21 protein-coding genes and 1 tRNA gene are annotated in these 25,383 nt (G+C 52.3%); 19 read left to right on the forward strand and 3 right to left on the reverse strand.

Annotated elements, in window-relative coordinates:
* The first annotated feature begins 663 nt into the window (after window positions 1–663).
* Together N24_RS02260 and N24_RS16315 are read left to right on the forward strand one after the other, a co-directional pair.
* Entirely contained in the window at window positions 664–4,479 is a 3,816-nt protein-coding gene (locus N24_RS02260; protein WP_231910834.1) for a VaFE repeat-containing surface-anchored protein, read from the forward strand.
* Window positions 4,480–4,502: 23 nt separating this feature from the next.
* On the forward strand, window positions 4,503–4,658 hold the full coding sequence (locus N24_RS16315; protein WP_167381996.1) for a hypothetical protein: 156 nt from the start codon (window positions 4,503–4,505) through the stop codon (window positions 4,656–4,658).
* 576 nt (window positions 4,659–5,234) lie between these two features.
* Here the strand turns inward: N24_RS16315 and N24_RS02265 are convergent.
* Window positions 5,235–6,761: a class III adenylate cyclase gene (locus tag N24_RS02265; protein ID WP_167381997.1), complete on the reverse strand. Its 1,527-nt coding sequence runs from the start codon at window positions 6,759–6,761 to the stop codon at window positions 5,235–5,237.
* Between the two features lie 64 nt (window positions 6,762–6,825).
* Between N24_RS02265 and N24_RS02270 the strand changes: the two genes are divergently transcribed.
* The 12 genes from N24_RS02270 to N24_RS02335 all read left to right on the forward strand — a co-directional run bounded on the left by N24_RS02270 (window position 6,826) and on the right by N24_RS02335 (window position 17,910).
* Window positions 6,826–8,085, forward strand: a complete 1,260-nt coding sequence (locus tag N24_RS02270) for a DNA polymerase III subunit delta' (RefSeq protein WP_096453961.1) — start codon at window positions 6,826–6,828, stop codon at window positions 8,083–8,085.
* Between the two features lie 86 nt (window positions 8,086–8,171).
* Window positions 8,172–8,247, forward strand: a tRNA-Thr gene (locus N24_RS02275).
* A 253-nt stretch (window positions 8,248–8,500) separates the two neighbouring features.
* The gene (locus N24_RS02285) at window positions 8,501–8,974 is read left to right on the forward strand and encodes a hypothetical protein (protein ID WP_157736386.1); all 474 of its coding nucleotides are present in this window, start codon (window positions 8,501–8,503) and stop codon (window positions 8,972–8,974) included.
* Window positions 8,958–9,404 carry a hypothetical protein gene (locus N24_RS02290; protein WP_096453967.1) on the forward strand — a complete coding sequence of 149 codons (447 nt, stop codon included), beginning with the start codon at window positions 8,958–8,960 and terminating at the stop codon, window positions 9,402–9,404. The genes N24_RS02285 and N24_RS02290 overlap by 17 nt, the downstream gene beginning before the upstream one ends.
* A 60-nt stretch (window positions 9,405–9,464) precedes the next feature.
* Window positions 9,465–10,028 (forward strand): P-loop NTPase family protein, encoded by a 564-nt coding sequence (locus N24_RS02295; protein ID WP_096453969.1) that lies wholly within the window; start codon window positions 9,465–9,467, stop codon window positions 10,026–10,028.
* A 15-nt stretch (window positions 10,029–10,043) separates the two neighbouring features.
* On the forward strand, window positions 10,044–10,919 hold the full coding sequence (locus tag N24_RS02300; protein WP_096453971.1) for an RluA family pseudouridine synthase: 876 nt from the start codon (window positions 10,044–10,046) through the stop codon (window positions 10,917–10,919).
* 178 nt (window positions 10,920–11,097) lie between these two features.
* Window positions 11,098–13,134, forward strand: coding sequence for a glycoside hydrolase family 3 protein (locus N24_RS02305; RefSeq protein ID WP_167381998.1), 2,037 nt, complete (start codon window positions 11,098–11,100; stop codon window positions 13,132–13,134).
* Window positions 13,135–13,186: 52 nt separating this feature from the next.
* Window positions 13,187–14,293: an S-(hydroxymethyl)mycothiol dehydrogenase gene (locus N24_RS02315; RefSeq protein ID WP_096453975.1), complete on the forward strand. Its 1,107-nt coding sequence runs from the start codon at window positions 13,187–13,189 to the stop codon at window positions 14,291–14,293.
* A 9-nt stretch (window positions 14,294–14,302) separates the two neighbouring features.
* A complete protein-coding gene (locus N24_RS02320; RefSeq protein WP_096453977.1) occupies window positions 14,303–14,938 on the forward strand; it encodes an MBL fold metallo-hydrolase in 636 nt (211 codons plus the stop codon).
* Between the two features lie 28 nt (window positions 14,939–14,966).
* Window positions 14,967–15,635 (forward strand): SDR family NAD(P)-dependent oxidoreductase, encoded by a 669-nt coding sequence (locus N24_RS02325; RefSeq protein WP_096453979.1) that lies wholly within the window; start codon window positions 14,967–14,969, stop codon window positions 15,633–15,635.
* A gap of 85 nt (window positions 15,636–15,720) precedes the next feature.
* Window positions 15,721–16,953, forward strand: a complete 1,233-nt coding sequence (locus N24_RS02330; RefSeq protein ID WP_096459606.1) for an MFS transporter — start codon at window positions 15,721–15,723, stop codon at window positions 16,951–16,953.
* A gap of 21 nt (window positions 16,954–16,974) precedes the next feature.
* Entirely contained in the window at window positions 16,975–17,910 is a 936-nt protein-coding gene (locus N24_RS02335) for a GDP-mannose 4,6-dehydratase (protein ID WP_096453981.1), read from the forward strand.
* A gap of 473 nt (window positions 17,911–18,383) precedes the next feature.
* Here the strand turns inward: N24_RS02335 and N24_RS02340 are convergent, their stop codons facing one another.
* Window positions 18,384–18,749 carry a DUF2304 domain-containing protein gene (locus N24_RS02340; RefSeq protein ID WP_096453983.1) on the reverse strand — a complete coding sequence of 122 codons (366 nt, stop codon included), beginning with the start codon at window positions 18,747–18,749 and terminating at the stop codon, window positions 18,384–18,386.
* A complete protein-coding gene (locus tag N24_RS02345) occupies window positions 18,746–19,456 on the reverse strand; it encodes a glycosyltransferase family 2 protein (RefSeq protein WP_096459609.1) in 711 nt (236 codons plus the stop codon). Before N24_RS02345 ends, N24_RS02340 begins: the two co-directional genes overlap by 4 nt.
* Window positions 19,457–19,535: 79 nt before the next feature.
* Here N24_RS02345 and N24_RS02350 point away from each other — a divergent pair, with 79 nt between their 5' ends.
* From N24_RS02350 to N24_RS02370, 5 genes are all read left to right on the forward strand, one after another.
* A complete protein-coding gene (locus N24_RS02350; protein WP_096453985.1) occupies window positions 19,536–20,558 on the forward strand; it encodes a ribonuclease HI in 1,023 nt (340 codons plus the stop codon).
* Between the two features lie 37 nt (window positions 20,559–20,595).
* Window positions 20,596–21,633 (forward strand): glycosyltransferase family 2 protein, encoded by a 1,038-nt coding sequence (locus N24_RS02355; RefSeq protein ID WP_096453987.1) that lies wholly within the window; start codon window positions 20,596–20,598, stop codon window positions 21,631–21,633.
* Between the two features lie 158 nt (window positions 21,634–21,791).
* Window positions 21,792–23,843: a bifunctional metallophosphatase/5'-nucleotidase gene (locus tag N24_RS02360; protein ID WP_096453989.1), complete on the forward strand. Its 2,052-nt coding sequence runs from the start codon at window positions 21,792–21,794 to the stop codon at window positions 23,841–23,843.
* A 185-nt stretch (window positions 23,844–24,028) separates the two neighbouring features.
* Window positions 24,029–24,310: a type II toxin-antitoxin system RelE/ParE family toxin gene (locus tag N24_RS02365; RefSeq protein WP_231910836.1), complete on the forward strand. Its 282-nt coding sequence runs from the start codon at window positions 24,029–24,031 to the stop codon at window positions 24,308–24,310.
* A 78-nt stretch (window positions 24,311–24,388) separates the two neighbouring features.
* Window positions 24,389–24,703 (forward strand): helix-turn-helix domain-containing protein, encoded by a 315-nt coding sequence (locus tag N24_RS02370; protein WP_408607599.1) that lies wholly within the window; start codon window positions 24,389–24,391, stop codon window positions 24,701–24,703.
* Window positions 24,704–25,383 lie beyond the last annotated feature (680 nt).

Here is a 25,383-nt window from a genome sequence, read left to right on the forward strand (position 1 = left end):
TAGGGGGATTGGGCCCTGCTGAGCAGGTTTGTGGTTTTGCCTGCGGTTTTTGCTTGTCGACGCCGAAGTGCATTGTGGTTTTGGCGATTTCTGACCGGGAAGATTCTCAATATTGAATGTTCTATTAAAAAGGGGGTAGTTTGTTACCCCTTAGCAATATTGAGTGACAGACTTTTTACAGCAAAAGCAGGATTTTGGCAGAAATGTGCAAACCTCTATGGGGTGTCTTTAAGTTTCTGCTGTTCTGGGTGAATATATTCAGGCGATTGTAACGAGTCTGCAATCTTTTGATTAAAATTTTCCATCTAAAAACTAAGCAATACTGAGTGTTGCATAAGTTCTACATATAGCCAATGTGTGGATAGTTATCATATTTAATAACAATGAATTTCCGCAGTTTAAGCCTCTTATTATCTGCTGCAGATTTGATGGTCATTCGCCTATAGTTAGCCCGGAGTGTGACGTGGGCTTCTTTTAAGTCGAGCTATTCCAAGTGCAAAATTTTCTGGATTTTTAATGGAAAAACACTTGGGTGAGGTTGAAAAGATAGCAGTGTCAGCTCAATGAATAGACATCCTTAAAAAGCCCGGCAACGGGAGATGCTGTTTCTGAGAAAGGGACATAATGAGCAGGCTAAATATTTTTGACAATTCTCGGAGGGGGGTGGCTCTCTGGATTCCAATTACTGTGATGCTGGCAGTGATGGGTCTGATACTGGCGCTGTTGCCGGTCACGGCAACAGCTGCGCGTGCAGATGAAGGCTCAGCTGCAGTTGAAACAGTTGTGGAAACGACTCCGGTCTCCGATGGCACAGTTTCGTTGGACGTCTCGTTGGCTGACGAACCATTCGTTTACTACGCAGATGAAGACTCAGAGGACATTACCTCCAATGATGTAGCCGATGAAGCTAACGAAACCCCAGTAGAAGACACCGAGGAAACTCCTACTGAGGGCCCTTCCGTTGATCCTTCAATTACTGAAGTAGAAGAAGGTGCTGAAGAGGCGGGCGAACCAAGCCTGCTAGATCAGGTTCTTAGCGTCTTCAACATTGGACCAATGGCGGCGCCAAATGAATTCGATGTCACCGTTGAGGGCATTGTAATTCCAGGCGGCCAAGTAGGCGACAATATCTACGTGGGTGACCGCGTAAATGTTTACGGTACCTGGGGCGCGCAACCAGGCATTGATGTTAACACCGGTGACACCTTTGTCATTGAAATTCCAGATTCCTTGCAGATTATTCCTCTGGCTTTCCCCTTAGTTGATTCTGCGGGACATACTTGGGGTACCTGTACTCCAGTTGGAAACCAGTACAACTGTGTCATTACTGATAAGCCAGCGGGTCAATTCGGCGGATCCGGTGAGTGGCAAGGCTCTGCCACTGCTATTCGTGAAGATGCCAGCTTGGGTATTCAGGCTCGTGGTGGAGATATCAACCTGAGTAAGACTGGCGAGATGAACCTGGACGGCCCAGAGACTGTTGGTCTGGGTATCCTTTGGACTGTTGGTTACTCTAATACTCAGCTATCCACCTTGACTGATGACATTGTTTTGACTGATACATACAGCCCCAACATGGCTTTTTGTGCAGATCCAGCAGTAACTAACGTGGCTTCCTTCCCTTACACTGGTGCAACTGTTACCGATCTGGGTAACAACACCATGGAAGTTCGTATCCCACGCCCAGCAAATGGATTCAACCGAGGCGACGCCGTTTCGATTCAGTTCACCCTATGTACTGCATCTGGTGGTATGGACGCAGTTGGTGAAGAGTATGTAAATACTATCGCTGATGACGTTATGCCAAATTCTTCTGGGCTTGAAGTCGATGCCATCGTTTATCAGGATATGCAAACCTCCGGTACCGCAACTGGTGTTCCTTTCGGTTCCTTCAACCTGCAAAAGATCATCGATCCAGTAGTTCCAGGCACCGATAACATCGACTTCGTTATTCAGGTCGAAGAATTTGCACCAGGAAACTTCCCAGATGGACCAGTTGAAGCTACCTACAACGTCACCGTCAACTCTGACGGCACCGTGGTATCTGGTCAGAACGCTCGACCAGCAGGCTGGACCATCCGCTTGACCGAGCTTCGTGATCAGAATCCAAGCATTCCAGATTACATCTGGGGCGATGCAACCTTCACCGGTGTTGATTCCTCTGGTATCGATGCGAACGGTAACCCATGGGGTGCCTTTGCAACCAACCTGCAAACCAACGTTGCTATTCAGCTGACCAACAAGGCAGAGAGCCCAACTCCGGAAATCGGGACCACTGCTCAGGTCACCGGTAGCCAGGACAATGTTCTGCCACTAACTGGCGGTGAGGTTGTTGATACCGTTGCATATAAGAACCTTCTGCCAAACACGGAATACGTGCTAGACGGTGAAATCGTTGACAGCACCGGAAACCTCACCGGCATTGTTGACAGCACCACGTTTACCACTCCAGCAGCGGCACCGGGGCAATCGTATGTTGACGGAACCGTTGATGTCACCTTCACCATCACTGGTGCACAGGCCGAACAATACGCTGGTCAAAACCTGGTTGTATACGAAACGCTGTACCTCGCAACTGACCTCAACACTGTGGTAGCTGAGCACAAGGACGTCAATGACGCAGGCCAGACCTTCACCGTGGACCGTACTCCAGAAATCGGTACCAAGGCTGTTGTTACTGGACACCCAGATAACATTCTTCCGCTGACCGGCGGTGAGGTTGTTGATACTGTTTCCTACACCGATCTGCGTCCAAACACTGAGTATGTTCTCAACGGTGAGATCATGCACGTTGACGCTGCAGGTGCTGTTACTGCAACCGGTATCGAGGGCACCGCTACTTTCACCACCCCTGCTGCTGCAGCAGGTGAGAGCTACGTTTCCGGTACTGCTGAAGTAGCCTTCACCATTTCTGGTGCACAGGCAGAGCAGTACGTTGGTGAGAAGCTCGTAGTGTTTGAGGATCTGTTCCTTGCCGGCACCAAGATCGCCGAGCACCGCGATGCAACTGATGAAGATCAGACTTTCTGGGTCGAGCGCACTCCAGAAATCGGCACCAAGGCTCTTGTTACCGGACACGCTGACAATATTCTTCCGCTGACCGGTGGAGAAGTTGTTGATACTGTTTCCTACACCGATCTGCGTCCAAGCACTGAGTATGTTCTCAACGGTGAGATCATGCATGTTGACGCTGCAGGTGCTGTTACTGCAACCGGTATCGAGGGCACCGCTACTTTCACCACCCCTGCTGCTGCAGCAGGTGAGAGCTACGTTTCCGGTACTGCTGAAGTAGCCTTCACCATTTCTGGTGCACAGGCAGAGCAGTACGTTGGTGAGAAGCTCGTAGTGTTTGAGGATCTGTTCCTTGCCGGCACCAAGATCGCCGAGCACCGCGATGCAGCTGATGTAGATCAGACCTTCTGGGTTGAGCGTGTACCAGAAATTGGTACCAAGGTTCTTGTCACTGGTAACCCAGACAAGGTCCTGGCACTAACCGGCGGTACCGTCGTTGATACTGTCTCCTACACTGACCTGCGTCCAAACACTGAGTACACCGTTACTGGCGAACTCATGCACGTTGACGCTGCAGGCGTTGTTACTGCAACCGGCATCACCGGAGAGACCACCTTCACTACCCCTGTTGCGGCAGCTGGTGAAAACTACGTCTCTGGCACCGTTGAAGTAACCTTCACCATCTCTGGCGCACAGGCCGAAGCATACGCAGGTGAAAAGCTTGTAGTCTTCGAAGATCTTTTCCGCCTCGGCGTGAAGGTTGCGGATCACCGCAACCCGAACGATGAGGATCAGACCTTCGAAGTACAGCCTCCAACCACCGTTGTCTTCATCAAGGAAGTTACTGGACCAAAGGGTGGCGAGATCACCGCTGATTCAGAAGCTGAATTCCAGATCCGCGCTGAGTGGGTAGACCAAATGGGAGTAACCCAGACACGTACCTTCACCATCAAGCCAGGTGTCCCATTCACCCTTGAGAACATGCCTCTGAACACCGAAATCAAGCTCACCGAAATTGGTGCACAAACCGGTGTTGGCAACATCAAGTGGGGCGACATCATCTGGTCCGGAACCGGTGTTACTGATGAGAACGGCAGCTCCGCTGGCGGAACCCTGATCATCACCGACCCAGACGCAGATAACGTGGTCAACTTGGAGAACAAGACCTCCTCAACCGGCCTGATCATTATTCCAATCCCAATTCCTGGAATTGATTTTGGTGGCTCTTCTGATCAGCCAACCCCTGATGAGGTAGTTGCGGGGCAAACCCCAACTCCTGATGCTCCAGAAGAGCAGGTAGCGGGCCTAACTCCAGAAAAGCCAGCTCCGTCCAAGCCTGCAGAGCAGGTTCAAAGTAAGGGTCTTGCAAGCACCGGTGCTAACGTAGCGTGGCTTGCAGGTGGAGCAGTTCTACTTCTCCTAATCGGCGCAGGTCTCGTTCTTCGCGGCCGTAAGAATCAGTCCTAACTAATAAGAAAGGAAGGTATGACATGATTTTTCTACCAATCCCCATCGTCGTAGAAGATCTCGATTTCATCGGATCAGCTGCTGTTGACGGACTCATTAGTTTGGCAGTGTTGCTTTACGACGCACTGAGCGGAACCGGCATCACCGATGTGTTGTCTTCAGTTTCGGCAGAAGGTTAAACACTTAAGCTTTAGCTAGTGCTGCAACCTAGGCGTTTTCTCTTGATACATATCAGGAGGGAACGCCTTTCTGTATTTTCTCGTGTAACTATGGATGGCTGAAACGGCATCTTCATTTGATCTCAGGCCTTCAATGCTGTGGTTGGGGAGTCCCCGTGAACCGTCGCATTTGACCAAATACATAGGTGGATCCGAGGGAGCTCGGTCGCCAGATGAAGTGTGCAGACCTGGATAACGTCGCATTTGACCAAAACTTTTGCTTGCACATTCCCCCTGGTTGCCAGGTGAAGTGAGGTGGAGAAACCGATAAAAGGCCCCAGAAAAGTACCGTCGCTAAAAACGGATTAAAAGTCTAGCCCCTTAATCTAACCCCTTAAACAGTCAATAGGAGACGGTGTCCGGGAAAACTGAGTATCCTCCATGTCGGGGAGCTAGACGCACTCTCCGTGAACTACGTGCATGGCATTGGGGAGAGCGATTCTAAGGGGCGGTCGAACCCATGAAAACGCTCACAACACAAAATCCCCGAGCGCATTCGAGGAGCTCGGGGATTTATGAAAGCTTAAAGGGGCAGGTTTAAGACCTATCTGCCAACGTTGGCCGAATAGGCCGCGCAATCTGCGTCATCTTGCCGCGTCCTCGCAGTTCAACGGACTTCATAAGCGTCCAGCGAGCTTGTTCTGCTTCGTTGGCTTCACGCAGTGTAGAAGCGTTGGTGACGGTGCGGCCTGGCGTGGTTTTAGCAATTTCCGTTAAGCGTGCAGCTTGGTTTACGGCGTCGCCAATCACGGTGTATTCAAACCTGGCATGTCCACCGATATGGCCAGCCACGACGTGACCGGTTGCCACACCGATTCCTGCCTTAAGTTGGAGATCTTTAAGCTCTGCGCGCAGCTCGCGGGCGGCGGCGAGGGCGTGGCCGGTGGCGTCGGAAAGCGGTAGTGGGGCGCCGAAAATTGCCAAGGCTGCGTCGCCCTGGAATTTATTAATCACACCCTTGTTGCGGTGGACCACTTCGACGACGTGCTCGAAGAACTCGTTGAGTGCTTCGACGACTTCTTCTGGGGTGTGGTTGACGGCAAAGGTAGTGGAGCCAATCACATCGACAAACAACACGGCAACCTTGCGGTCCTCGCCGCCTAGTGTGGGTCGTTCTTCCAATGCGCGTCGTGCCACTTCTGTGCCCACATAGCGGCCGAAGAGGTCACGCACGCGCTGACGTTCACGCAGGCCACGCATCATTTCATTGAAGCCGGCCTGGAGGACACCGATTTCAGAGCCATCGTAGATATCAACCTGGACATCGTTCTCGCCACGACGAACCCTGTTAATTGCCTCTTGGAGCTCTTGAATTGGATCAACAACAGAAGAAACCACGAGCCTGTTTCCTAGGTATCCAGTGACCAGGGAAGCCAACGCAAGAGCGGCGATAGCGGGCATAATCCCAGAAGCATCTGACCCGAAAATGCCTCGTGAATAGCCGAAAATCAGCAGCAAAATACCAAAAACTGGGATGCCCAACGTTAGCAGCCACGTCATGCGCAGGCGTTGGCTGACGGGAGGCTCCAGTGTGGAATCTTCAAATCGACGTGCCAGCGCAGAGGCCGCAACCGGGCGCACCAGGCGCTCAGCCTCCAGGTAGGTAAGCAGCACGACGATCGCCGCAGCCATCAACGTGGAAAAAGCTACCACCAGCGCCAAACTTGTCGACACACTCGCCGAAATTAACGTGGCAATCGCAATACCAATCAGCCACACCACCGCGCATAAAATCGCCTGGTAGATGGGGATACGCATGACCAGATTGCGCACCATATTGGGATCATGATCATCAGGGCTACGCTGCCAATCAAGCACCGGCCGGAACATCAAAAATGTCACCAACATACCGGCGACAATGGCGAACGCCAGGTACGCGAAACCCACCGCTGGCAAATACGAGATTTCCGCGTTGAAATTTGAAGCATCCGGCTGCGGAATGAGAAAGCGCACAAACAGCATAATCGCCAGCGCGCCAAACACATTCGTGCCGAGCACCGTCGCAGCATACAGTGGCCACGAGGTACCCCATAGCCATTTCAGTGCCCTCAGCAATCGACTCATGATCAATACTCTAACGTGCCAGTGGGACATCGCGAGGAAGTACTAAGGAAGTAGTGTAGAGATCGTGACTAATTCGAGTGTGTTTGACAGTCTCACGGGCTCCAAAACAGTGTCCAAGACGCTTTTCGACGCGGCCTCCAGCGCCCGCGCCCTTGTCCGCGCCCGAACCACCGAACGTGCCCGCGCCCGGGTAGAACACCAAAGCCCCGCGATGATCCACGACTCCGGCTTCGCCCAGTCATGGCTGTTTACAGGCCCTCCTGGATCGGGTCGTTCTGTAGCTGCCAAGGTTTTCGCCGCCACGCTTGTATGTTCAAACCCCGACGTAGTTGGTTGTGGTCAATGTGAAGATTGCCGCGCAGCCATGGGAGGAAGCCATCCCGATATTGAACACATCATCCCGCAGCAGCTTTCCATTGGTGTCGATGCTGCTAGAGAGGTAATTAAAGCTGCAGCAGTCAGCCCGGTTGCTGGAAACTGGCGTGTCGTAATCTTTGAAAACGCCGATCGACTCACCATGCAAGCTGCCAATGCGTTGCTGAAAACCGTGGAGGAACCGACAGAAAGCACCGTGATGATTCTGTGCGCACCCACCACAGATCCCCGTGACATCGCGATCACTCTCCGCTCCCGCTGCAGACACCTCTACATTCCCACGCCCTCCATTGCAGAGGTTGCACGAATCTTGGTTTCCGAAGGCAACGTCAGCCAAGCAGACGCAGAACTGGCGGCCGCTGCGTCCGGGGGACACATTGGTAGAGCTAGGTATTTAGCGCACAACAATGCCGCACAACGCAGGCGGGCAACCATCCTCAACTTGGCTGAATTAATCTTCCACGGCGACATCGCATTCCGTTCAGTAAACACCTTGGTGAAGATGGTGGAAACTGAAGCTAAAGACAGCCACAAAGAAAAAGAAGAAACTGAACTTGAAGCACTAAGAATTTCCCTCGGCATGGGAGCCAAAGGAAAAGGTGTTCAAAAGGCAGTACGAGGAGGCTCCGGAGACTTCAAAGCTCTTGAAGATCAACAAAAACTTCGCCGCACCAGATTCCTTCGCGACAGCCTCGATCTAGCACTTGTTGATCTCTCCGGCATTTACCGCGACGCACTTATCATTTCATCCCAAGCCCAAGTAGGCCTCACCCATCCAGACATGGAAGGTCTCTCCCAAGAGCTCGCAACGAAAGTAAGCCAAGAAGGACTCCTGGCATGCCTCGACGCGATTTCCAAATGCCGCGAATCTTTCGGCTTCAACGTGCGCCCCATCGTGGCAATGGATGCCCTGGTAGGACGCCTACGCAAAGCCTACAAAGTGTCCTAAACACCCCAAATTATTGAACTCAAGAACACATCGGGTAAAGTAGCCAATCGGTAAATAGTGAAGTTAAATTTCTACAGTATTTCCGTGCCGCTTTAGCTCAGTCGGTAGAGCGTCTCACTCGTAATGAGAAGGTCGCGAGTTCGATTCTCGCAAGCGGCTCCACTGAATAAATATCCCCCAACCTTGCAATATAAGGTTGGGGGAATGTTTTTTTGTTTTAGGTCGCATCCCCCAAGATGAGTGTTTTGACTACATTCTGACCATATTTTTGGGTTATTAACTTCATAATGAAGCTGATTCAATATCTCAGCTACCGATTTAAGGCAAAGTCTACAGCGAATTACGGTGTGTACTCATTTATGATCACTGTAGATTTTGTCCTGAACTTGTACGAAACCGGTGATAACATAGTCAAATGCAGAAAGCTGGCAAAGTTGGCAGGTCACGGGGAGCTGTCGATAAAACTATTCACCCTCCAAAGTTCGAATATAGCCCGCCTTCCAATGCTGAAAAGGTCATGGATGGGCCTTTAGTATTAACTCCTGAAGGTACTTGTCACCTCTATGTGACTGCTTGGAGTTATCGAGGGAAAATTGTTACTTTCGCGTTGACCCAAACTGCTGATTATGTAGAAGATCCCCGAAATGGAGAAGATCACGTTGCTCGCTATGATTGTTGTCATAGCGAAGTGCATAAGCATCAGTATTATAAGAGTGGAAAACACTTTCAAAACGACAGCAAAGAAGAACGCACGATCATAGCTCCGATAGATGATCAAGCTACGTCTTGGGATGTTGTTGACACTGCGTATGACGAGTGTTTTGATCAAATGACCAATGATTGGATAACGAACTACAGGAGGTGGGAAACGGATGGACGCTATCAATAAAGAACGGCTGAAGTCAGGGAAGCTGGCAATGAGATACTTGGCGGACGCAAAGGTTCGTGACGAGCTTAGAAAATCCGACTTCCCGCTAGAGTCTCCCACCGTTGTTTCTGAATGGGAGACTCCTGTACAAGAAGTCCTGGCAATGATTAAACGTGCGCGTGCAGCATGTAAAATCCCACAAGCACAGGTCCTAGTCGTGATACGACGAGATGAGAGCATCCATGCGCTTATTGCCTCTGACTCAAGTGTTGAGTTAATGGGGGATTTCATCAGCTCGGATGATGTACATGGGCAAAGTCTTATCGGCCATGTGTATCAAGCGCTTTTACCTCGTAAAAAGTGGCGAATTGATAGTGGAATGGAGTCTGAAGGTGTTAGGGGAGAGTCAGCGGTTTTAAGCTTTGGCAACATAAACTTTGAGCTGGTTTGACCTTTATAGTGTGGCCGAACAGAAATCCGTATTTCCACCACTAACAAAAGGCCTCACACTATGAAAACTGCTTCTGATCCGATCGACTGGAATCCGCAGCGCATCGCTGTTTCTGGCGTGAGTGGTGTGGGAAAAACGACGTTGTGCAAGCAAATCGCTGCACTTTCAGGATTCCCGCGAGTGGAGTTGGACAGCCTTTATCATGGGGAGAATTGGGTTCCGCGGGAAAGTTTTGTTGAAGAGGTTAAGGATTTCATCAAGGGGCCGAAGTGGGTGATGGAATTGCAGTATCGCAAGGTTCGCCCGTTGATTGTGGAGCGAGCCGATACGGTGCTGTGGTTGGATTATTCAACACCGAGGCAGATGTTTCGGCTGATTAAGCGCACGGTGCCAAGAAGTGTGTTGAAAACAAAGCTGTGGAACAACAACGTGGAACCACCGTTGTGGACGATTTTTAAGGAACCGGATCATATTTTGCGGTGGGGTTGGCGGACGAGAAACTCGTTAAAGCAGGTCACGCCAACCTTTGAGGGACGGTTTGCGCCGTTGACAGTAGTGCGTCTGAGTAACCCGAAAGAGACAAAGCGCTGGTTGAAGGCTTATGGGGAAAGTGTGAAACTCTGATATGGTGCCATATCCATGGCAGAAAGTTTTATAGAGGTCTCGGCGGGACATGCGGATCGGCGGATAGATAAGTTTTTGCGGGCACAGCTTAAGGGTGTGCCCGCTTCGGTGATTTTCCGGCAGATGCGCAAAGGCGATATTCGGGTGAATGGTCGGAAAGTTGATCCGAATTATCGGTTGCAAGAAGGGGATCGGATTCGGTTGTGGCAGATGGATCTGCCGGCGGATTTGCCGCCTCCGGTCGTCGAAAAGCGTATTTTTAAAGCTGTCGTAGACAGCGTGCTTTTTGAGGACGCCGAGTTGCTGGTGGTCAATAAGCCTGCGGGAATTCCTGTGCACGGTGGGTCGGGGCACGGCGCTGGGGTGATTGAGGCGTTGCGGGTGAAGTATCCGCAGGAACGTGATTTGGAATTGGTGCACCGTTTGGATCGGGATACGTCCGGATTGTTGTTGGTGTCTAAATCGACGTCGGTGTTGCGGGAGTTGCAGGAAATTTTGCGGGATCGCGAAGAGGAGATTTATCGGGGGTATTTGCTCAAGGTTGAGGGGGCTTGGCCTGACGGTTTGCGGCAAATTGATGTTCCGTTGAAGCGCACGGAAACAACTGTTGTGCCTCATCCGGACGGATTGCGTGCGCGGACGTATTTTGAGGTTGTGAAGCGTTTGTCTGGGGCGACGTTGGTGAAGGCGCAGTTGGCGACGGGTCGCAAACATCAGATTCGGGTGCATGCGCAGTATGCAGGACATCCGATTGTGGGTGATCGGAAATATGGTGGGCGTATGAAGCAGGCTTCGATGATGCATTTGCATGCGGCGGAACTAGCGGTGCCGCGAGGGGCTGGGAGGCTGCAAAAATTTGTCGCTCCGGTTCCAGATACGTGGGGGATTTAGCTAGGTTTGGAGAGCTGAAAGAGCTATTTGTGCACCCTAATTTCCGGCACGCGCATGGCCCTATTGCTTGATGCTGAAACTATTTAGCCCCAAAAGTTGGGAAATGGTGGCGTAGTGCATGTTTTTGGGCGGGAAAATTGACTACGATGGTAAGAAAAGAAGGAAAGGGATTACCATTATGTCTCAAGCGCAACCTGAAATTGGCACCCGCCTGAATCGAATTATTGAACAAGACGGACTGCAGTTCCGCGATCTCAACGGTGACGGACAGCTTGCACCGTATAAAGATTGGCGCCTATCTGCCGCAGAACGTGCCGCTGACCTCGTAGAACGCATGACTGTTGAGGAAAAAGCAGGCCTCATGGTCATTGGTTCACACTATCCTGGCTATTCGCCGATGCTGCCTGAACGCGAAGGCAAAGACGCTGAAAAGTGCGAGCCTTTGCTCAACCCTGAAGATGTGTGGCGTGAAGAAAACCCCATCACAGGTGTGCCGTTTACGGAGCCTGTGCTGGTGACATCATCGACTGAAAATGCCATCAACCTGCGTAATCAGCGCTACTTGGTGGTGCGTGATAACTTGCCGGCGCGCGAACTCGCGACCTGGACAAACGCAGTGCAGGAAGTGGCTGAAAGTTCGCGCCTGGGTATTCCAGCGGTATTCGCGTCCAACCCTCGCAACCACGTTGCCCTTGTTGCGCAATTTGGTGTCAATGAGTCCGCAGGTGTGTTTTCTGAGTGGCCAGGCGAGTTGGGCCTTGCTGCGTTGCGCGATCCAGAATTGATGGAAACTTTCGGCACTGAGGCTGCCAAGGAGTGGCGCGCAGGTGGCGTGCACAAGCTTTATGGCTACATGGCTGACCTGGCGTCGGAGCCTCGCTGGTCACGTTTCAATGGCACTTTTGGTGAAGATCCAGAGCTGATTTCCGATTACATCGGTGCAGTTGTACGCGGTTTGCAGGGCCCTGAGCTGTCCAAGAATTCCGTGGCGACCACCATCAAACACTTCCCGGGTGGCGGCGTGCGCCTTGACGGCCATGATCCGCACTTCCACTGGGGCCAGACCAACGAGTACCCCACCGAAGGCGCGCTGGGTAAATATCACCTGCCACCTTTCCAAGCGGCTATCGACGCCGGCTGCGCCTCGATCATGCCTTACTATGCTCGGCCAATGAACAACTCGGCTAACCAGCTTGAGCAGCAGCTTTGGCAAAACCCGACCACTCAGTTCGAAGAGGTCGCCTTCGCCTACAACCGCACCTTCATCCAGGATTTGCTTCGCGACGCCATGGGCCACCGCGGGTACGTCAACTCCGACTCCGGAGTCATCGACGCCATGATGTGGGGCGTGGAGGACCTCACCGAAGCAGAACGCTTCGCCGCCGCTGTCCGTGCAGGTACCGACATCTTCTCCGATATGGCTAACCCACGCCGCCTACTTGAGGCAGTCCGCGAAGGCCACCTTGAAGAATCTGAGCTGAATCAGCCGGTCCAGCGTTTGCTGGAAGAAATCTTCCAGCTGGGTCTTTTTGAAAACCCTTATGTTTCAGAAGATGAGGCAGAAAAGATCATCGGTGCCCCAGAGGTAGCTGCCCTGGGTAATAAGGCACAGCTTGATTCAGTTACCTTGCTGCGCAACAACCCCGATGTGTTGCCACTAGCTGCAGATAAGCCAGTCATGATCTACGCGCTTGTTACTGGCCGCACCAAGATTGATCAGGTTCAAGAGCAGCTAGAAGAAGCAATCCGCGCAGAGCTTCCAGGTGCCACCTTGGTGTCCTCCGAGACGGAAGCAGATCTTGCTATCGTGTGGGCACGCCCAGAAATCGCGCTGTTTGAAGATGACCTTGAAGGAGTTTCCCTCTCCGTTGATCCACGTGCCAATGGTGTTGATGTGGATCGCGTTCAGGAAGTAGAAGCTGCAGTTCCAACCATCTTGGCCATCAACTTCACCAACCCATGGGTGCTGTCTGAAATTGAACCGGGTGCTGCCGCAGTGGTGGGCACCTTTGAGATCAAACCAGAGTTCCTCCTCAAGGCTTTGACCGGCCAGGACGGTGGACCAAAGGGCAAGCTGCCACTCACTGTGCCAGCATCTACCGAAGCTATTGCGGAATCTCCTCGCGATGTTCCAGGTAAGTTCCTCGATGATTCCTATGCCTATGTGGACTCCACAGGGGTGACCTATAACTACGGACACGGACTTAGTTTCTAGTTTGTAGGTAGTCTCGTGGGCACAACTGAAATCTTATTGAAAAGGAGTGTCCATGAGCACTATCGTGCCTGGAATTGTCGCCCTGTCCAAGGGGGCACCGGTAGAAAAAGTAAACGTTGTTGTCCCTGATCCAGGTGCTAATGATGTCATCGTCAAAATCCAAGCTTGCGGTGTCTGCCACACTGACTTGGCTTATCGCGACGGTGACATTTCAGATGAATTCCCTTACCTTCTCGGACACGAAGCAGCAGGCATTGTCGAGGTCGTAGGCGAGTCTGTTACCCACGTTGAGGTCGGCGATTTCGTAGTTCTTAACTGGCGTGCAGTGTGCGGTGAGTGCCGCGCATGTAAGAAGGGCGAGCCAAAGTACTGCTTTAACACCCACAACGCATCCAAGAAGATGACCCTGGAAGATGGCACTGAACTCTCCCCAGCATTGGGCATTGGTGCATTCTTGGAAAAGACCCTGGTCCACGAAGGCCAGTGCACCAAAGTTAACCCAGACGAGGATCCAGCAGCAGCGGGACTTCTAGGTTGCGGCATCATGGCAGGTCTTGGCGCAGCGGTCAACACCGGTGATATTAAGCGCGGTGAATCCGTCGCAGTTTTCGGCCTGGGTGGAGTAGGAATGGCAGCAATCGCAGGTGCAAAACTTGCGGGTGCTTCCAAGATTATTGCCGTTGATATTGATGCACGGAAGCTGGAATGGGCAAAGGACTTCGGAGCCACTCACACCATTGATTCCTCTGGGCTTGGCGGCGAAGGCGATGCTTCCGAGGTTGTTGCTAAAATCCGCGAGCTCACTGACGGTTTCGGCACCGACGTCACCATCGATGCAGTGGGTATCATGCCAACCTGGCAGCAGGCGTTTTACTCCCGTGATCACGCAGGTCGCATGGTGATGGTCGGCGTGCCAAACTTGACCTCACGCGTGGATGTTCCTGCGATTGATTTCTATGGACGCGGTGGATCCGTACGCCCTGCATGGTACGGCGACTGCCTGCCAGAGCGTGATTTCCCAACCTATGTGGATCTGCACCTGCAGGGTCGTTTCCCGCTGGATAAGTTCGTGTCTGAGCGTATTGGTCTTGATGATGTTGAACAAGCATTTGCCACCATGAAGGCCGGCGATGTGCTTCGTTCTGTAGTGGAGATTTAAGGAGTATCAATGGCGCATGATGGATTGCGTGTAGAAAACATCGTCACCTCAGGTATTTTTGCCCTCGACGGTGGCGAATGGGAAGTAGATAACAACATCTGGCTGGTTGGTAACGATGAAGAAGTATTTATCATCGATGCAGCTCACACCGCCGCACCAATCATCGATGCTGTTGGTGGACGCACCGTGAAGGGAATCTTGTGCACCCACGCGCACAATGACCACATCACTGTCGCGCCAGAGCTATCCAAGGAATTTGATGCACCAATCTTCGTGCACCCAGGTGATCAAATGCTGTGGGAGGAAACTCACGGCGACCTGGCCCACGAGGACCTAGCTAATCACCAGAAATTCCAGATCGCTGGAACTGAGCTGATCGTGCTGAACACCCCTGGACACTCACCTGGATCAAGCTGTTTCTACATTCCAGAAGCAAATGAACTCTTCTCTGGCGACACCTTGTTCCAGGGTGGGCCAGGAGCGACTGGTCGTAAGTACAGCTCCTTTGACACCATCATTGAGTCTTTAAAGACATCAATTTTGGATCTCCCTGCTGAGACGACAGTGCGCACCGGACATGGCGACCACACCAGCGTGGGTGCTGAGGCTCCACACCTGGAGGAATGGATTAAACGCGGGCACTAAAGGTGGCGAGAAATGTAGTATTTCGGCCATGGATCTAAAACTCAAAGGCCAGGTAATACTCGTTCTCGGTGGGGCAGGTTTCATCGGCTCCGAAGTTGTAAAACTCTTAAAGGAAGAGGGGGCAACCGCGGTAGCGGCGTCGAGAAGCACGCCCTTATCTATTGACGCTTCGGATGAAGCGTCAATCCGCGCCGGCATCGACCAGGTGATCGCCGAACACGGTCGCCTGGACGGGCTGGTTGTGACATCCGCGCCGGCTGCGCAGACATTGAGTTCTGACGTTGCTGATGATGCCGATGCAGTGCTGGAGGCAATTAATGGCAAGGCCATCACGTTCCTTCGGGCCGCTGGCATTGCGCTGGAGAAAATGCGTGAGCAGGGATACGGGCGCATCGTTGCGATTTCCGGAATGAACTCTTACGTAACTCTGAGCACGGTGGCGTCTGGGCGAAACGCTGTGATGAATGTTGCCGTGAAGAACCTAGCCGATCGTCATGCGGGAACCGGAATCACGGTAAATGCGATTAGCCCGGGTAATGTGCTTGAGACCGACGCAGAGGCTAATCGGGAAAACGGTGACACCACCGTGGCGGAAGTAGCAGAGGCTATTGCGTTTTTGCTCTCCCCGCGAACGGCGTCGATTTCAGGTGAAATCATCTCGGTGGGACATAAGGCGAAGGGCGTTATCCTCCCTTAAAACGTGGGGCGCTCCTTGAACAGGCACCCCCGTGTGAGGGCATAACGGCCGTACTATTCAAGATTGGTCGGGCCATTTGCTTCGCATTGGGGTGTACCCGTTTAACATGTCTGACATGGTTGCGAACAAACGGGCACAGCGCAAAGTCTGGCTGGCGGTGGCACTATCCGTCTTCACTGTCGCATGGGGTGGCAATGAATTCACCCCGTTGCTGGTGTTCTACCGCGGTGAAGCATTCTTTAGCAATCTCTTTATCGATCTCCTCCTGGTGTTTTATGCCATCGGAGTAGCAGTTGGCTTGCTTGCCGCAGGCCCCCTATCTGACCGTTATGGCCGTCGCGCAGTCATGCTTCCAGCACCGTTGATTGCCATGTTGGGATCTGCGCTGATCGCCTCAGGTGAGGAAACAGCCACGCTAATTGGTATTGGTCGAGTACTTTCGGGCATCTCAGTGGGCATGGTGATGACAGCCGGTGGCTCGTGGATTAAAGAGCTTTCGTCATCACGATTTGAATCAGGTGTTAAAGCTAGTGCTGGTGCAAAACGAGCATCGATGTCTTTAACAGGAGGTTTTGCCCTTGGCCCAGCGCTAGCCGGTGTGATGGCACAATGGCTGCCACTACCTGGACAATTGGCGTATGTTTTGCACATTATTCTCACCCTTGTGGTGTTGCCTCTGCTGTTCACAGCACCAGAAACACGTCAATCCGCGCACCTGAAAACTAAGGGATCGTTCTGGGCAGATCTGCTCGTGCCATCTGCATTAGACAAGCGATTTTTGCTCGTTGTTGCCCCCATTGGGCCGTGGGTTTTCGGTGCTGCATTCACCGCCTATGCAGTGCTGCCTTCTCAACTCCGTGACATGGTGGGGGCTCCAATTGCTTACTCGGCGTTAATTGCCCTGGTTACATTGGGATCCGGATTTGGCATCCAACAATTCGGACCCCAAATTATGGGCACATCTAAAACCCGCGGACCGATCCTAGCCATGATTGTCACAGTCATTGGCATGGTTGGATCAGTCATCGTGGTGATGAACCCACACCCATGGTGGGCACTGCTTGTCTGCGTGCTCCTTGGTCTTTCCTATGGCCTATGCATGTTCATGGGACTAGCTGAAACACAAAATATTGCACCCCCAGTGGACATGGCAGGACTCACCGGAATTTTCTACTGCCTCACGTATGTCGGAATGGTATTCCCAGCCCTGATGACCTGGCTTAACCAATGGCTGAGCTACCCCGTGATGTTGGGATTCGGTGCGGTCATGGCCACAGTGTGCCTAGTGATCGTGAGTATAAGTGCACGCAGAGTCTAAGAAACAACTAAAGTTGCACCCATGCGTACAGTAGTTACCGGCGGTGCCGGCTTCATCGGATCCCATCTCGTTGACCTTCTAATCAAGGAAGGCCACGAAGTAGTTGTCATTGATAACCTCTCCCGAGGTCGCCTTGAGAATCTGACTGATGCAGAAACCACCGGAAAACTCACCTTCGTTGAAGCAGACCTATTAGATATTGATTTCAACGACTTCCTAGGCCAGCACAAACCAGAAGTTATCTTCCACCTGGCAGCACAAATTGACGTCCGCTACTCAGTTGTTGATCCACTCCACGATGCCGAAACAAATATTTTATCCACCATCCGCATCGCCGACGCAGCCCGCCAACACGGAGTCCGCAAAGTTGTGTTCACTTCCTCCGGTGGATCCATCTACGGTGAACCTTCAGAATTCCCAGTATCTGAAACCGTTCCAGTAGACCCACATTCCCCATATGCGGCATCCAAGGTGTCTGGAGAAATTTACCTCAACACCTTCCGCCACCTCTACGGACTCGACTGCTCACACATCGCACCAGCTAACGTGTATGGACCTCGCCAAGATCCACACGGCGAAGCTGGAGTAGTGGCAATTTTTGCGCAGCGCCTACTCAACGGACAGGACACCAAAGTCTTCGGAGACGGCGGAAACACCCGAGACTACGTCTATGTTGGCGATGTTGTCCGCGCCTTCTACCTTGCCTCTGGAGAAATCGGTGGGGGAGAGCGTTTCAATATTGGAACCTCAGTGGAAACCTCAGATCGCCAGCTGCACACTTTGGTAGCTGAGGCTGCGGGTTCCAAAGATGATCCAGAATATGCACCAGCTCGTCTTGGTGATGTCCCACGCAGTGCGTTGAGTTTTGCCAAGGCAAAGGAAGTGCTTGGTTGGGAGCCGGAAGTAGATATTAAGCAGGGCGTTGCTAATACGGTGGAGTACTTCCGGACGCACTAAGGCTTTCTGTGCTTGCTTGAGGCGTGATGACTCTGAGAGGGTGGGATCTGCAAGCGTGCCAATTCACCATTTTTTAGCTCGTGGGTTTGGAAACTGGTGGATTGGTACGCTTTCGGGGGCTCAAACGCGTTAGGATTCACCATTTTTTAGGTAATGAGGGTGGGAAATGGTGAATCGGCACGAGGCTATAGCTGGATGCAAAAATTTGTTCGATTCGTGTGGTATGACCACATGTTTGTGGTGGATTTTTGCACCAGGCCCCCGGATTAGTGCAAAAATTCGTTCGATTTTGAGGTCTAGCCTCACGGATGTGGTGGGAATTTGATCAGGAAACTGACAGGAATCACATCAGCCTCATTAGCCTCAAAAGTAACCCTTCCTAGAAGCCTCTCTAAGCGCCTAAACAATCCCAATCCATACAAACACTCATTCGACATACTTCGACCCGTTAAATCGCCTTACAGTCAAAGGCCTTAGTCAGCGGACTCCTCCGGCAGCACAGCATTTTGCAACGCCACCGCACGGGCTAGCTTGGAATAGCGCAGTTCTTGTTCACGGAAACGCACATAACTGGACAGCGTGGTGAACATAAACGCCACAACCAGGGCATACAGCATGAGGTCGGTGCCGCGGTCCACGCCCACAAAGTTGGCTAGTTGGGTGAGGTCATCGGGGCGGATCACTGCCCATACTGCGGCGAAAATGAATACTACGAAGCCGATTTTCACCCATGCTTTGGCGCGGGCTTTGCGGCGGTTTTTTAGAAAGTACAGTGCAAGAGCAGCGGTGGCTAACAGAAGCAGTACTTGGATGATGATTTGGGTGGTGGTCTGTGTCATGGAAGTCTCCTTGCAAGGAAGCCGTCGGCTAGGATGTTGACACCGTTGAGTAGGGATTGTCCTTTGCTCATGGAGTATTCGGTGTAGAGGATATCTACGGGCTCTTCGGAAATGCGCCAGCCGAGTTCGGCGATTTGATCGACGATTTCCGAAGCATGCGACATGCCGTTCATACGGATGTTGATTTCTTGCGCCACTTTTTGGTTGAACACCCGAAGTCCGTTGTGAGCGTCGGTAAGTCCTAGTTTGCGGGTTTGTGGTGAAAGCATCACCACGGTGCGTAGCACGATGCGTTTAATCAGCGGCACCTGGTCATCGGCTTGGCGGGGGCGACCAAAACGAGTGCCCACAATAATGTCCACATCCTCGGCGCGGAGACGTTCGATCATCTTGACTACGTCTTTGACCTGGTGTTGGCCGTCGGCGTCGAAAGTGACAAAGTACTTTGCGCCGGGTTGTGCGCGGGCGTATTCAATGCCGGTTTGGATCGCAGCGCCTTGTCCCAGGTTGACGGGGTGGTTTACTAAGTGGGCGCCGGCGGCATGGATTTCTTCCGCGGAGTTGTCCGGGGAGCCATCGTTGACCGCAACAATATTGGGAAATGTCTTGCGCGCGTTTTCAAGTACTTCCCTGATGACAGTTCCTTCGTTATAACAAGGAACGACCAACCAGGTGTCGCTGAAGTCGCTGTTTTTTGATGCATCCATGATAGAAATAGAGCCTAGTGCATCTTCGTCGATTTTCCCGTTAGGTGCCACCGAGCGTAGTGATGATAACTTGATTGACATGAAATCCATTGATCTTGAGCAGCTTGCGGGCACGCAATCGCGCACGTATCAATCGCGAAAGATCACCGAAGAGATGGTTGCCCGGCCGGTCCATGTAGCGATCGCGTTGTGGGAGGTGCCGTGGGAATCGGCGAATTCTGGCAAAATTGAAGGTTGGGTCATTGCGGTGGATTCGTCGCGCGGGCGGTTTGTGCGCAGCGGCCAGACCAAAAATGGTGATGCCATCAAGAAGACGATTTCTATGTTGAAATCAGCGTTGAGAGGGGTGCGCGGGAAGGCGTGGATTGTGACGGGGCGTCGACAAGCAGCTTTGCGTGCGGCATTGGTGCGCGAAAACTACCTGGTCACCGGAAGTTTCGCCGAGCAGAATAGGGCTGGCGCGAAGGCGTCAGCGATCTCGCGCCGCGCCGAGCAGTCCGCGCTCTACAAGGCGAAAAAGATCGGCGAATTCGCCGAACGCGCCCCGCGCGTGAAAGAACGGCAAGAGGCACATTGGTGGCCACGGTTATCACGCACGGAAGGGCACGCAGGCGTTTTACGCTTAGCGACGGACGCCTCCACCGATGGGGTCTTCCGCGGAGCCATGTGCTTCGTAGCCTCAAACGGCGACTACCTTTTAGAAACCTCCGACACCACCGCAAGCTCCGACGAACTAGAACTCGAAAGCATCACTCACGCACTAATCTACCTGAAAACAATCGGCGCAACCCACGCGAAAATCGAATCCGACAGCAAAGCAGCCCTCGAAGCCATCGACTTCATCTTAAACACCCGACCGCGCCGGGGCAGGTGGCGCGGCATCACCGCACGCGCCCGCAACCGGTTCAAAGACGCCTGGGATTCGCTTATCGACGAATGCGTCGTGGAACTATCCCGCGTATTAGGGCACGCCGGCGACCCGTTGAATCAAGCCGCCGACCAAATCGCATACATGGGCATGCGCGCCGTTATATTCGAGCAAAAATCCGCACACCCCACATTGCTCAAAGGAATTGAAAAGGCTTTACGCAAGGCCGAGTAAGGTAGGCGGGAGCCGCCAAAAGTATGAGGAAGAATAAATGAGCAACAAACGCATCGGTGTAGTGATCGTTTCCTACGGACACGAACAAGACGTTGCCAACCTGGTTGACACATTTGCCGACCAGCTAAAAACTGGCGACCGCGTAGTCGTGGTGGACAACCGCAAACCCTGGGTGCTCAAAGAAGCCGTGGGGGAGCGCCTGGAAAAGCACGGTGTGGAGATCATCGACCACGACAACGGTGGTTTCGCAGCGGGCTGCAACGTCGGCGCTGCACGCATCGTGGATGATGTTGACCTGCTGTTTTTCCTCAACCCCGACACAGTAATCGACGATCCAACGCTGTTTAACACCCTGCGCAGCGTCGATGAACAATGGGCCGCCTTCATGCCCTACCTGCTGCTTCCCGACGGCACCATCAACTCCGCAGGCAACGCCCTGCACATCTCCGGGCTGTCGTGGGTAACGGGAATGGATGAAAAGCCAGCCGAGGGTTCATCCGAAGTTACCGATATTTCCATCGCATCTGGCGCCTGCCTGGCCGTGCGTGTCGACTGGTGGAAACGCCTCGGCGGCATGGAAGAGATGTACTTCATGTACCACGAAGACACCGACTTCTCCGCAAGATTGTTATTGGCAGGTGGTCGAATTGGGCTGGTGCACTCCGCATACGTCACCCACCACTACGACTATGCCAAAGGTGACTACAAGTGGATCTACATTGAACGCAACCGTCACGTGCTCCTGCTCAGCGTGCTGCCACTGCCACTGTTGCTTGCACTGACTCCGCAGATTCTTGGTGTGAACTTAGGGCTCTGGGCGATTGCTGCGCGGGAGAATAGGCTGGGGCTGAAAGTGAAATCCCTCCGTTTGCTGATCCGCGATCTACCAGCAATTTTCAAACTCCGCAGCCGTACCCAAAAACTTGCCGAACTCACCCCTTCGCAGTACCTGGCAAAAATGGAATGGCGACTAGACAACCCATATCTGGGAAGCATTGGTAAGAACAAAGTCGTGGCTACTGTGTACAAGACTTATTACAAACTGTGTTTGAGTGTGCTGAAGCTGGTTGCTTAACACCCCTTCGAGAGGGTGATGATTTAAGTTCAGGTGCGATCCGGGTGAACAATACATAAATATCACCTTTCTCTAATGGAAAGTCCCAGCTCAAAGAATTCTCCATCCGCTTTAATTGCTTCGTTGATTAAAACCAGGCTCTTTCCCAGGAGAATTTAATGAAAAGGCTTTCCCGCGCGGCGCTCGCAGTGGTCGCCACCACCGCAGTGAGCTTTAGTGCACTCGCAGTACCAGCTTCCGCAGTTGAGGCAAATAATGTTGAGCTCAATATTCTCGGTGTCACCGACTTCCACGGCCACATCCAGCAGAATCTTGGCGACGGTGAAATGGGCGCTAGTGGCGTTGCCTGCTACGTCGACGCTGAACGTAAGGCCAACCCAAACACCAGCTTCATCACCGTTGGTGACAACATTGGTGGATCCCCATTCGTGTCCTCCATCCTGAAGGACGAGCCAACCCTTCAAGCTCTCAACGCCATCGGTGTTGACGCATCCGCACTGGGCAATCACGAATTCGACCAGGGCTACTCAGACCTGGTGAACCGCGTTTCCCTCGACGGCTCCGGCAGCGCAAAGTTCCCATACCTCGGCGCAAACGTTGAAGGTGGCACCCCAGCTCCAGCAAAGTCTGAAATCATCGAGATGGACGGCGTCAAGATCGCCTACGTCGGTGCAGTAACCGAAGAGACCGCAACCTTGGTCTCCCCAGCAGGCATCGAAGGCATCACCTTCACCGGCGACATCGACGCCATCAACGCAGAAGCAGACCGCGTGATCAATGAAGGCGAAGCAGACATCGTTATCGCACTTCTTCACGCTGAAGCTGCTCCAACCGATCCGTTCTCCAACAACGTCGACGTTGTATTCTCCGGCCACACCCACTTCGATTACGTTGCAGAAGGCGAAGCACGCAGCGACAAGCAGCCACTAGTTGTCATCCAGGGCCACGAATACGGCAAGGTCATCTCCGATGTTGAGATCTCCTACGACCTCGAAGCTCGCAAGATTAACAACATTGAAGCACGCAACGTTCCTGCAGCTGAAGTAGTGGAAAACTGCACAACCCCTAATGCAGAAGTTGATGGAATTGTCGCAGCTGCCGTTGGAGCTGCTGAGGTTGAAGGCGCAAAGGTTGTCACCACAATCGAAAACGGCTTCTACCGTGGAGCAAACGCTGGTCAGGCCACTGGCTCAAACCGTGGCGTTGAATCTTCACTGAGTAACCTCATTGCCGAAGCTGGCCTGTGGGCAGTCAATGACGCAACCAGTCTTAATGCTGACATCGGAATCATGAACGCTGGTGGCGTCCGTGCGGACCTAGAGGCAGGCGAAGTTACCTTTGCCGATGCATACGCAACCCAAAATTTCTCTAACACCTACGGAGCACGCGATCTGACGGGCGCGCAGTTCAAGAAGGCACTGGAGCAGCAGTGGAAGGAAACCGGCGACCGCCCACGTCTAGCTCTGGGACTGTCCAACAACGTCCAGTACTCCTACGACCCTGAGCGTGCGTACGGTGACCGCATCACCCACATCACCATCAATGGAGAACCAATTGATCTGGATGCGACCTACCGAATCACTGGTTCATCTTTCCTAATTGCAGGTGGCGACTCTTTTACCGCTTTTGCTGAAGGTGGCCCAATCGCTGAATCCGGCATGGTGGATATCGACTTATTCAACCGCTACATCGCAGCCCACCCGGATGTCGAAGTTCGCGCAAACCAGAGCTCATTAGGGATTACCCTTTCCGGTCCTGGAGTTGCTGAAGATGGAACCCTGGTAGCTGGCGAAGAGTTGACCGTTGATCTTTCTTCACTGTCCTACACTGGACCTGAAGAAAAGCCATCGACCGTTGAAGTGGCTGTTGGCTCTGAAAAGCAGACTGCGGAAGTCGATAACACCATCATCGATCAGCTTGATCTAACCGGTACAGCGTCTGTCACCTTGACTGTTCCTGCAGGAGCTACCTCCATCAAACTCGCTACGGACAATGGCACGACCTTTGAATTGCCGGTATCCGTTAACGGTGAAGGTAACAATGACGATGACAACGAGCCGCAACCCTCCGGATCCTCTGACGCGGGTTCCCTCGTAGCAGTACTCGGTGTGCTTGGTGCACTTGGCGGCCTGTTGGCGTTCTTCTTGAACAGCGCACAAGGCGCACCGTTTCTGACTCAGCTTCAAGCAATGCTTGCTCAGTTCATGTAAAAACTTGTAGCAAGTAAATCGGGTCCTTCCCAAGGAATTGGTTCTTGGGAAGGACCCGATTTTCGTGTGTTGATCAGGAGCTTCTGTGAGGTTGGTGAAGTCGAGAGTCAGGGGATTAGCGCGCCTTATAAGTTTGAAAACCTTAAAGCCTCGACAGGTTATATCGGAATCAACATAATGAGGGTGTGGTTGCACCCGAAGAAATTCCTCTTCTATTCGCTTCCGATGGTGTTCTACGTGAGCTGCGAAGTCTGCCAAAAGAAGCTCAGCAAGATACCGGATACCAGCTTCAACGAGTTCAATGGGGACATGGTCCCACTAATTGGAAACCCATGTCCGATGTAGGTCCTGGATGTCGTGAAATACGGCTGACTACCTCCGATGGGATTGCTCGAAGCATCTATGTTTACGTTGGAAAAAATCCTAAATATGTGGTTTGCTTGTGCGCTTTTGTGAAGAAAACTTAAAAGACGCCGAAGCGAATCATCGATATTGCTAAAAGCGATTGAACTCAATCCAGGAAGAAATAAGCAAGGAGCAGCAAGATAAGCATTAATGATCGTGCGGGAAATGTATGGGATTTTCTTTCGGACACTCCTGGTGAAGCTGAAAATCTTCGACTTCGCTCACAACTATTGTCCCGTATTAATGAACGACTCGATGAATTCGGCTGGTCCCAGAAAGTTTCAGGTGAAAATCTTGATCTAACCCAGCCCCGGGTATCTGATCTGATGAATGGAAAAATCTCCAAGTTTTCCCTAGATGCGCTCGTGAACATTGGGATCAAAGTGGGTGTTCACATGAGGGTGGATGATTCAGAATCTAACGTTGTACCTACTCATAAGGTGGGCTCGCGCTGAGCACATGCGCCCTTACCCATACGAAGCTAACAGGTTAAAACTATTAGAGAACAGTCCCTTTGTTACTTTTTATTAAACGGATGGTCGAGCCGACAAGCATCTGACAAAGGACAGTTGTTTTCTTAACCTTTCAAGCCATCCCCGCCTGGGCGGGGGAAATATTTGGAAACCGCAGGGAATTCAGTTATCGAGACCGAACCTACATTAATCAGTTTCGAGGTTCTGAAATCCCTGGCAGCGCTAGGATGTTTTCCAAATCGATTTATTCATCAATTCCAGAGGCACCTTGATAGACACTTATTGGTAATAATCTGGGGTAGAGTAGTAGACCTAAGTCACCGGCCCCCTCTGAACCCGACCTAACAGTCAAGTAAGGGGTCGGTTTTCTAATTCTCGTGGACTCCTTTAAATCCGCTGGTATCCCAGCTGACTGGAATCTCCGCCCAACCGGCACTTGCCCATGGGAGTGGTGACCGGGGAGGGGCGTCGAAAAGCGATTTACTTCTGTTCGAGGATGCGTCCTTCTTGGGACGTGCGTTGGAAACGAAGCGAAACCCCCGCGACACCACATCACGGGGGCTTCAAGTTAACCAACAGGTCAACCACCAGGGAATAGGACACCAATCCTACAACCCACTCAGAAACGTTAGCACAGAAGAAAATAAGAGGTTGGAAAAGCT

This window comes from Corynebacterium suranareeae (genome assembly GCF_002355155.1).
In the GTDB taxonomy this organism is placed as follows: Bacteria; Actinomycetota; Actinomycetes; order Mycobacteriales; family Mycobacteriaceae; genus Corynebacterium; species Corynebacterium suranareeae.

Excerpts from the sequence above, each read along its gene's own strand:
- N24_RS16315 (WP_167381996.1), top strand. The coding sequence starts at position 4,503 with ATGATTTTTCTACCAATCCCCATCGTCGTAGAAGATCTCGATTTCATC.
- N24_RS02265 (WP_167381997.1), bottom strand. The coding sequence starts at position 6,761 with ATGAGTCGATTGCTGAGGGCACTGAAATGGCTATGGGGTACCTCGTGG.
- N24_RS02285 (WP_157736386.1), top strand. The coding sequence starts at position 8,501 with ATGCAGAAAGCTGGCAAAGTTGGCAGGTCACGGGGAGCTGTCGATAAA.
- N24_RS02290 (WP_096453967.1), top strand. The coding sequence starts at position 8,958 with ATGGACGCTATCAATAAAGAACGGCTGAAGTCAGGGAAGCTGGCAATG.
- N24_RS02295 (WP_096453969.1), top strand. The coding sequence starts at position 9,465 with ATGAAAACTGCTTCTGATCCGATCGACTGGAATCCGCAGCGCATCGCT.
- N24_RS02300 (WP_096453971.1), top strand. The coding sequence starts at position 10,044 with ATGGCAGAAAGTTTTATAGAGGTCTCGGCGGGACATGCGGATCGGCGG.
- N24_RS02305 (WP_167381998.1), top strand. The coding sequence starts at position 11,098 with ATGTCTCAAGCGCAACCTGAAATTGGCACCCGCCTGAATCGAATTATT.
- N24_RS02315 (WP_096453975.1), top strand. The coding sequence starts at position 13,187 with ATGAGCACTATCGTGCCTGGAATTGTCGCCCTGTCCAAGGGGGCACCG.
- N24_RS02320 (WP_096453977.1), top strand. The coding sequence starts at position 14,303 with ATGGCGCATGATGGATTGCGTGTAGAAAACATCGTCACCTCAGGTATT.
- N24_RS02325 (WP_096453979.1), top strand. The coding sequence starts at position 14,967 with ATGGATCTAAAACTCAAAGGCCAGGTAATACTCGTTCTCGGTGGGGCA.
- N24_RS02335 (WP_096453981.1), top strand. The coding sequence starts at position 16,975 with ATGCGTACAGTAGTTACCGGCGGTGCCGGCTTCATCGGATCCCATCTC.
- N24_RS02340 (WP_096453983.1), bottom strand. The coding sequence starts at position 18,749 with ATGACACAGACCACCACCCAAATCATCATCCAAGTACTGCTTCTGTTA.
- N24_RS02345 (WP_096459609.1), bottom strand. The coding sequence starts at position 19,456 with ATGGATGCATCAAAAAACAGCGACTTCAGCGACACCTGGTTGGTCGTT.
- N24_RS02350 (WP_096453985.1), top strand. The coding sequence starts at position 19,536 with ATGAAATCCATTGATCTTGAGCAGCTTGCGGGCACGCAATCGCGCACG.
- N24_RS02355 (WP_096453987.1), top strand. The coding sequence starts at position 20,596 with ATGAGCAACAAACGCATCGGTGTAGTGATCGTTTCCTACGGACACGAA.
- N24_RS02360 (WP_096453989.1), top strand. The coding sequence starts at position 21,792 with ATGAAAAGGCTTTCCCGCGCGGCGCTCGCAGTGGTCGCCACCACCGCA.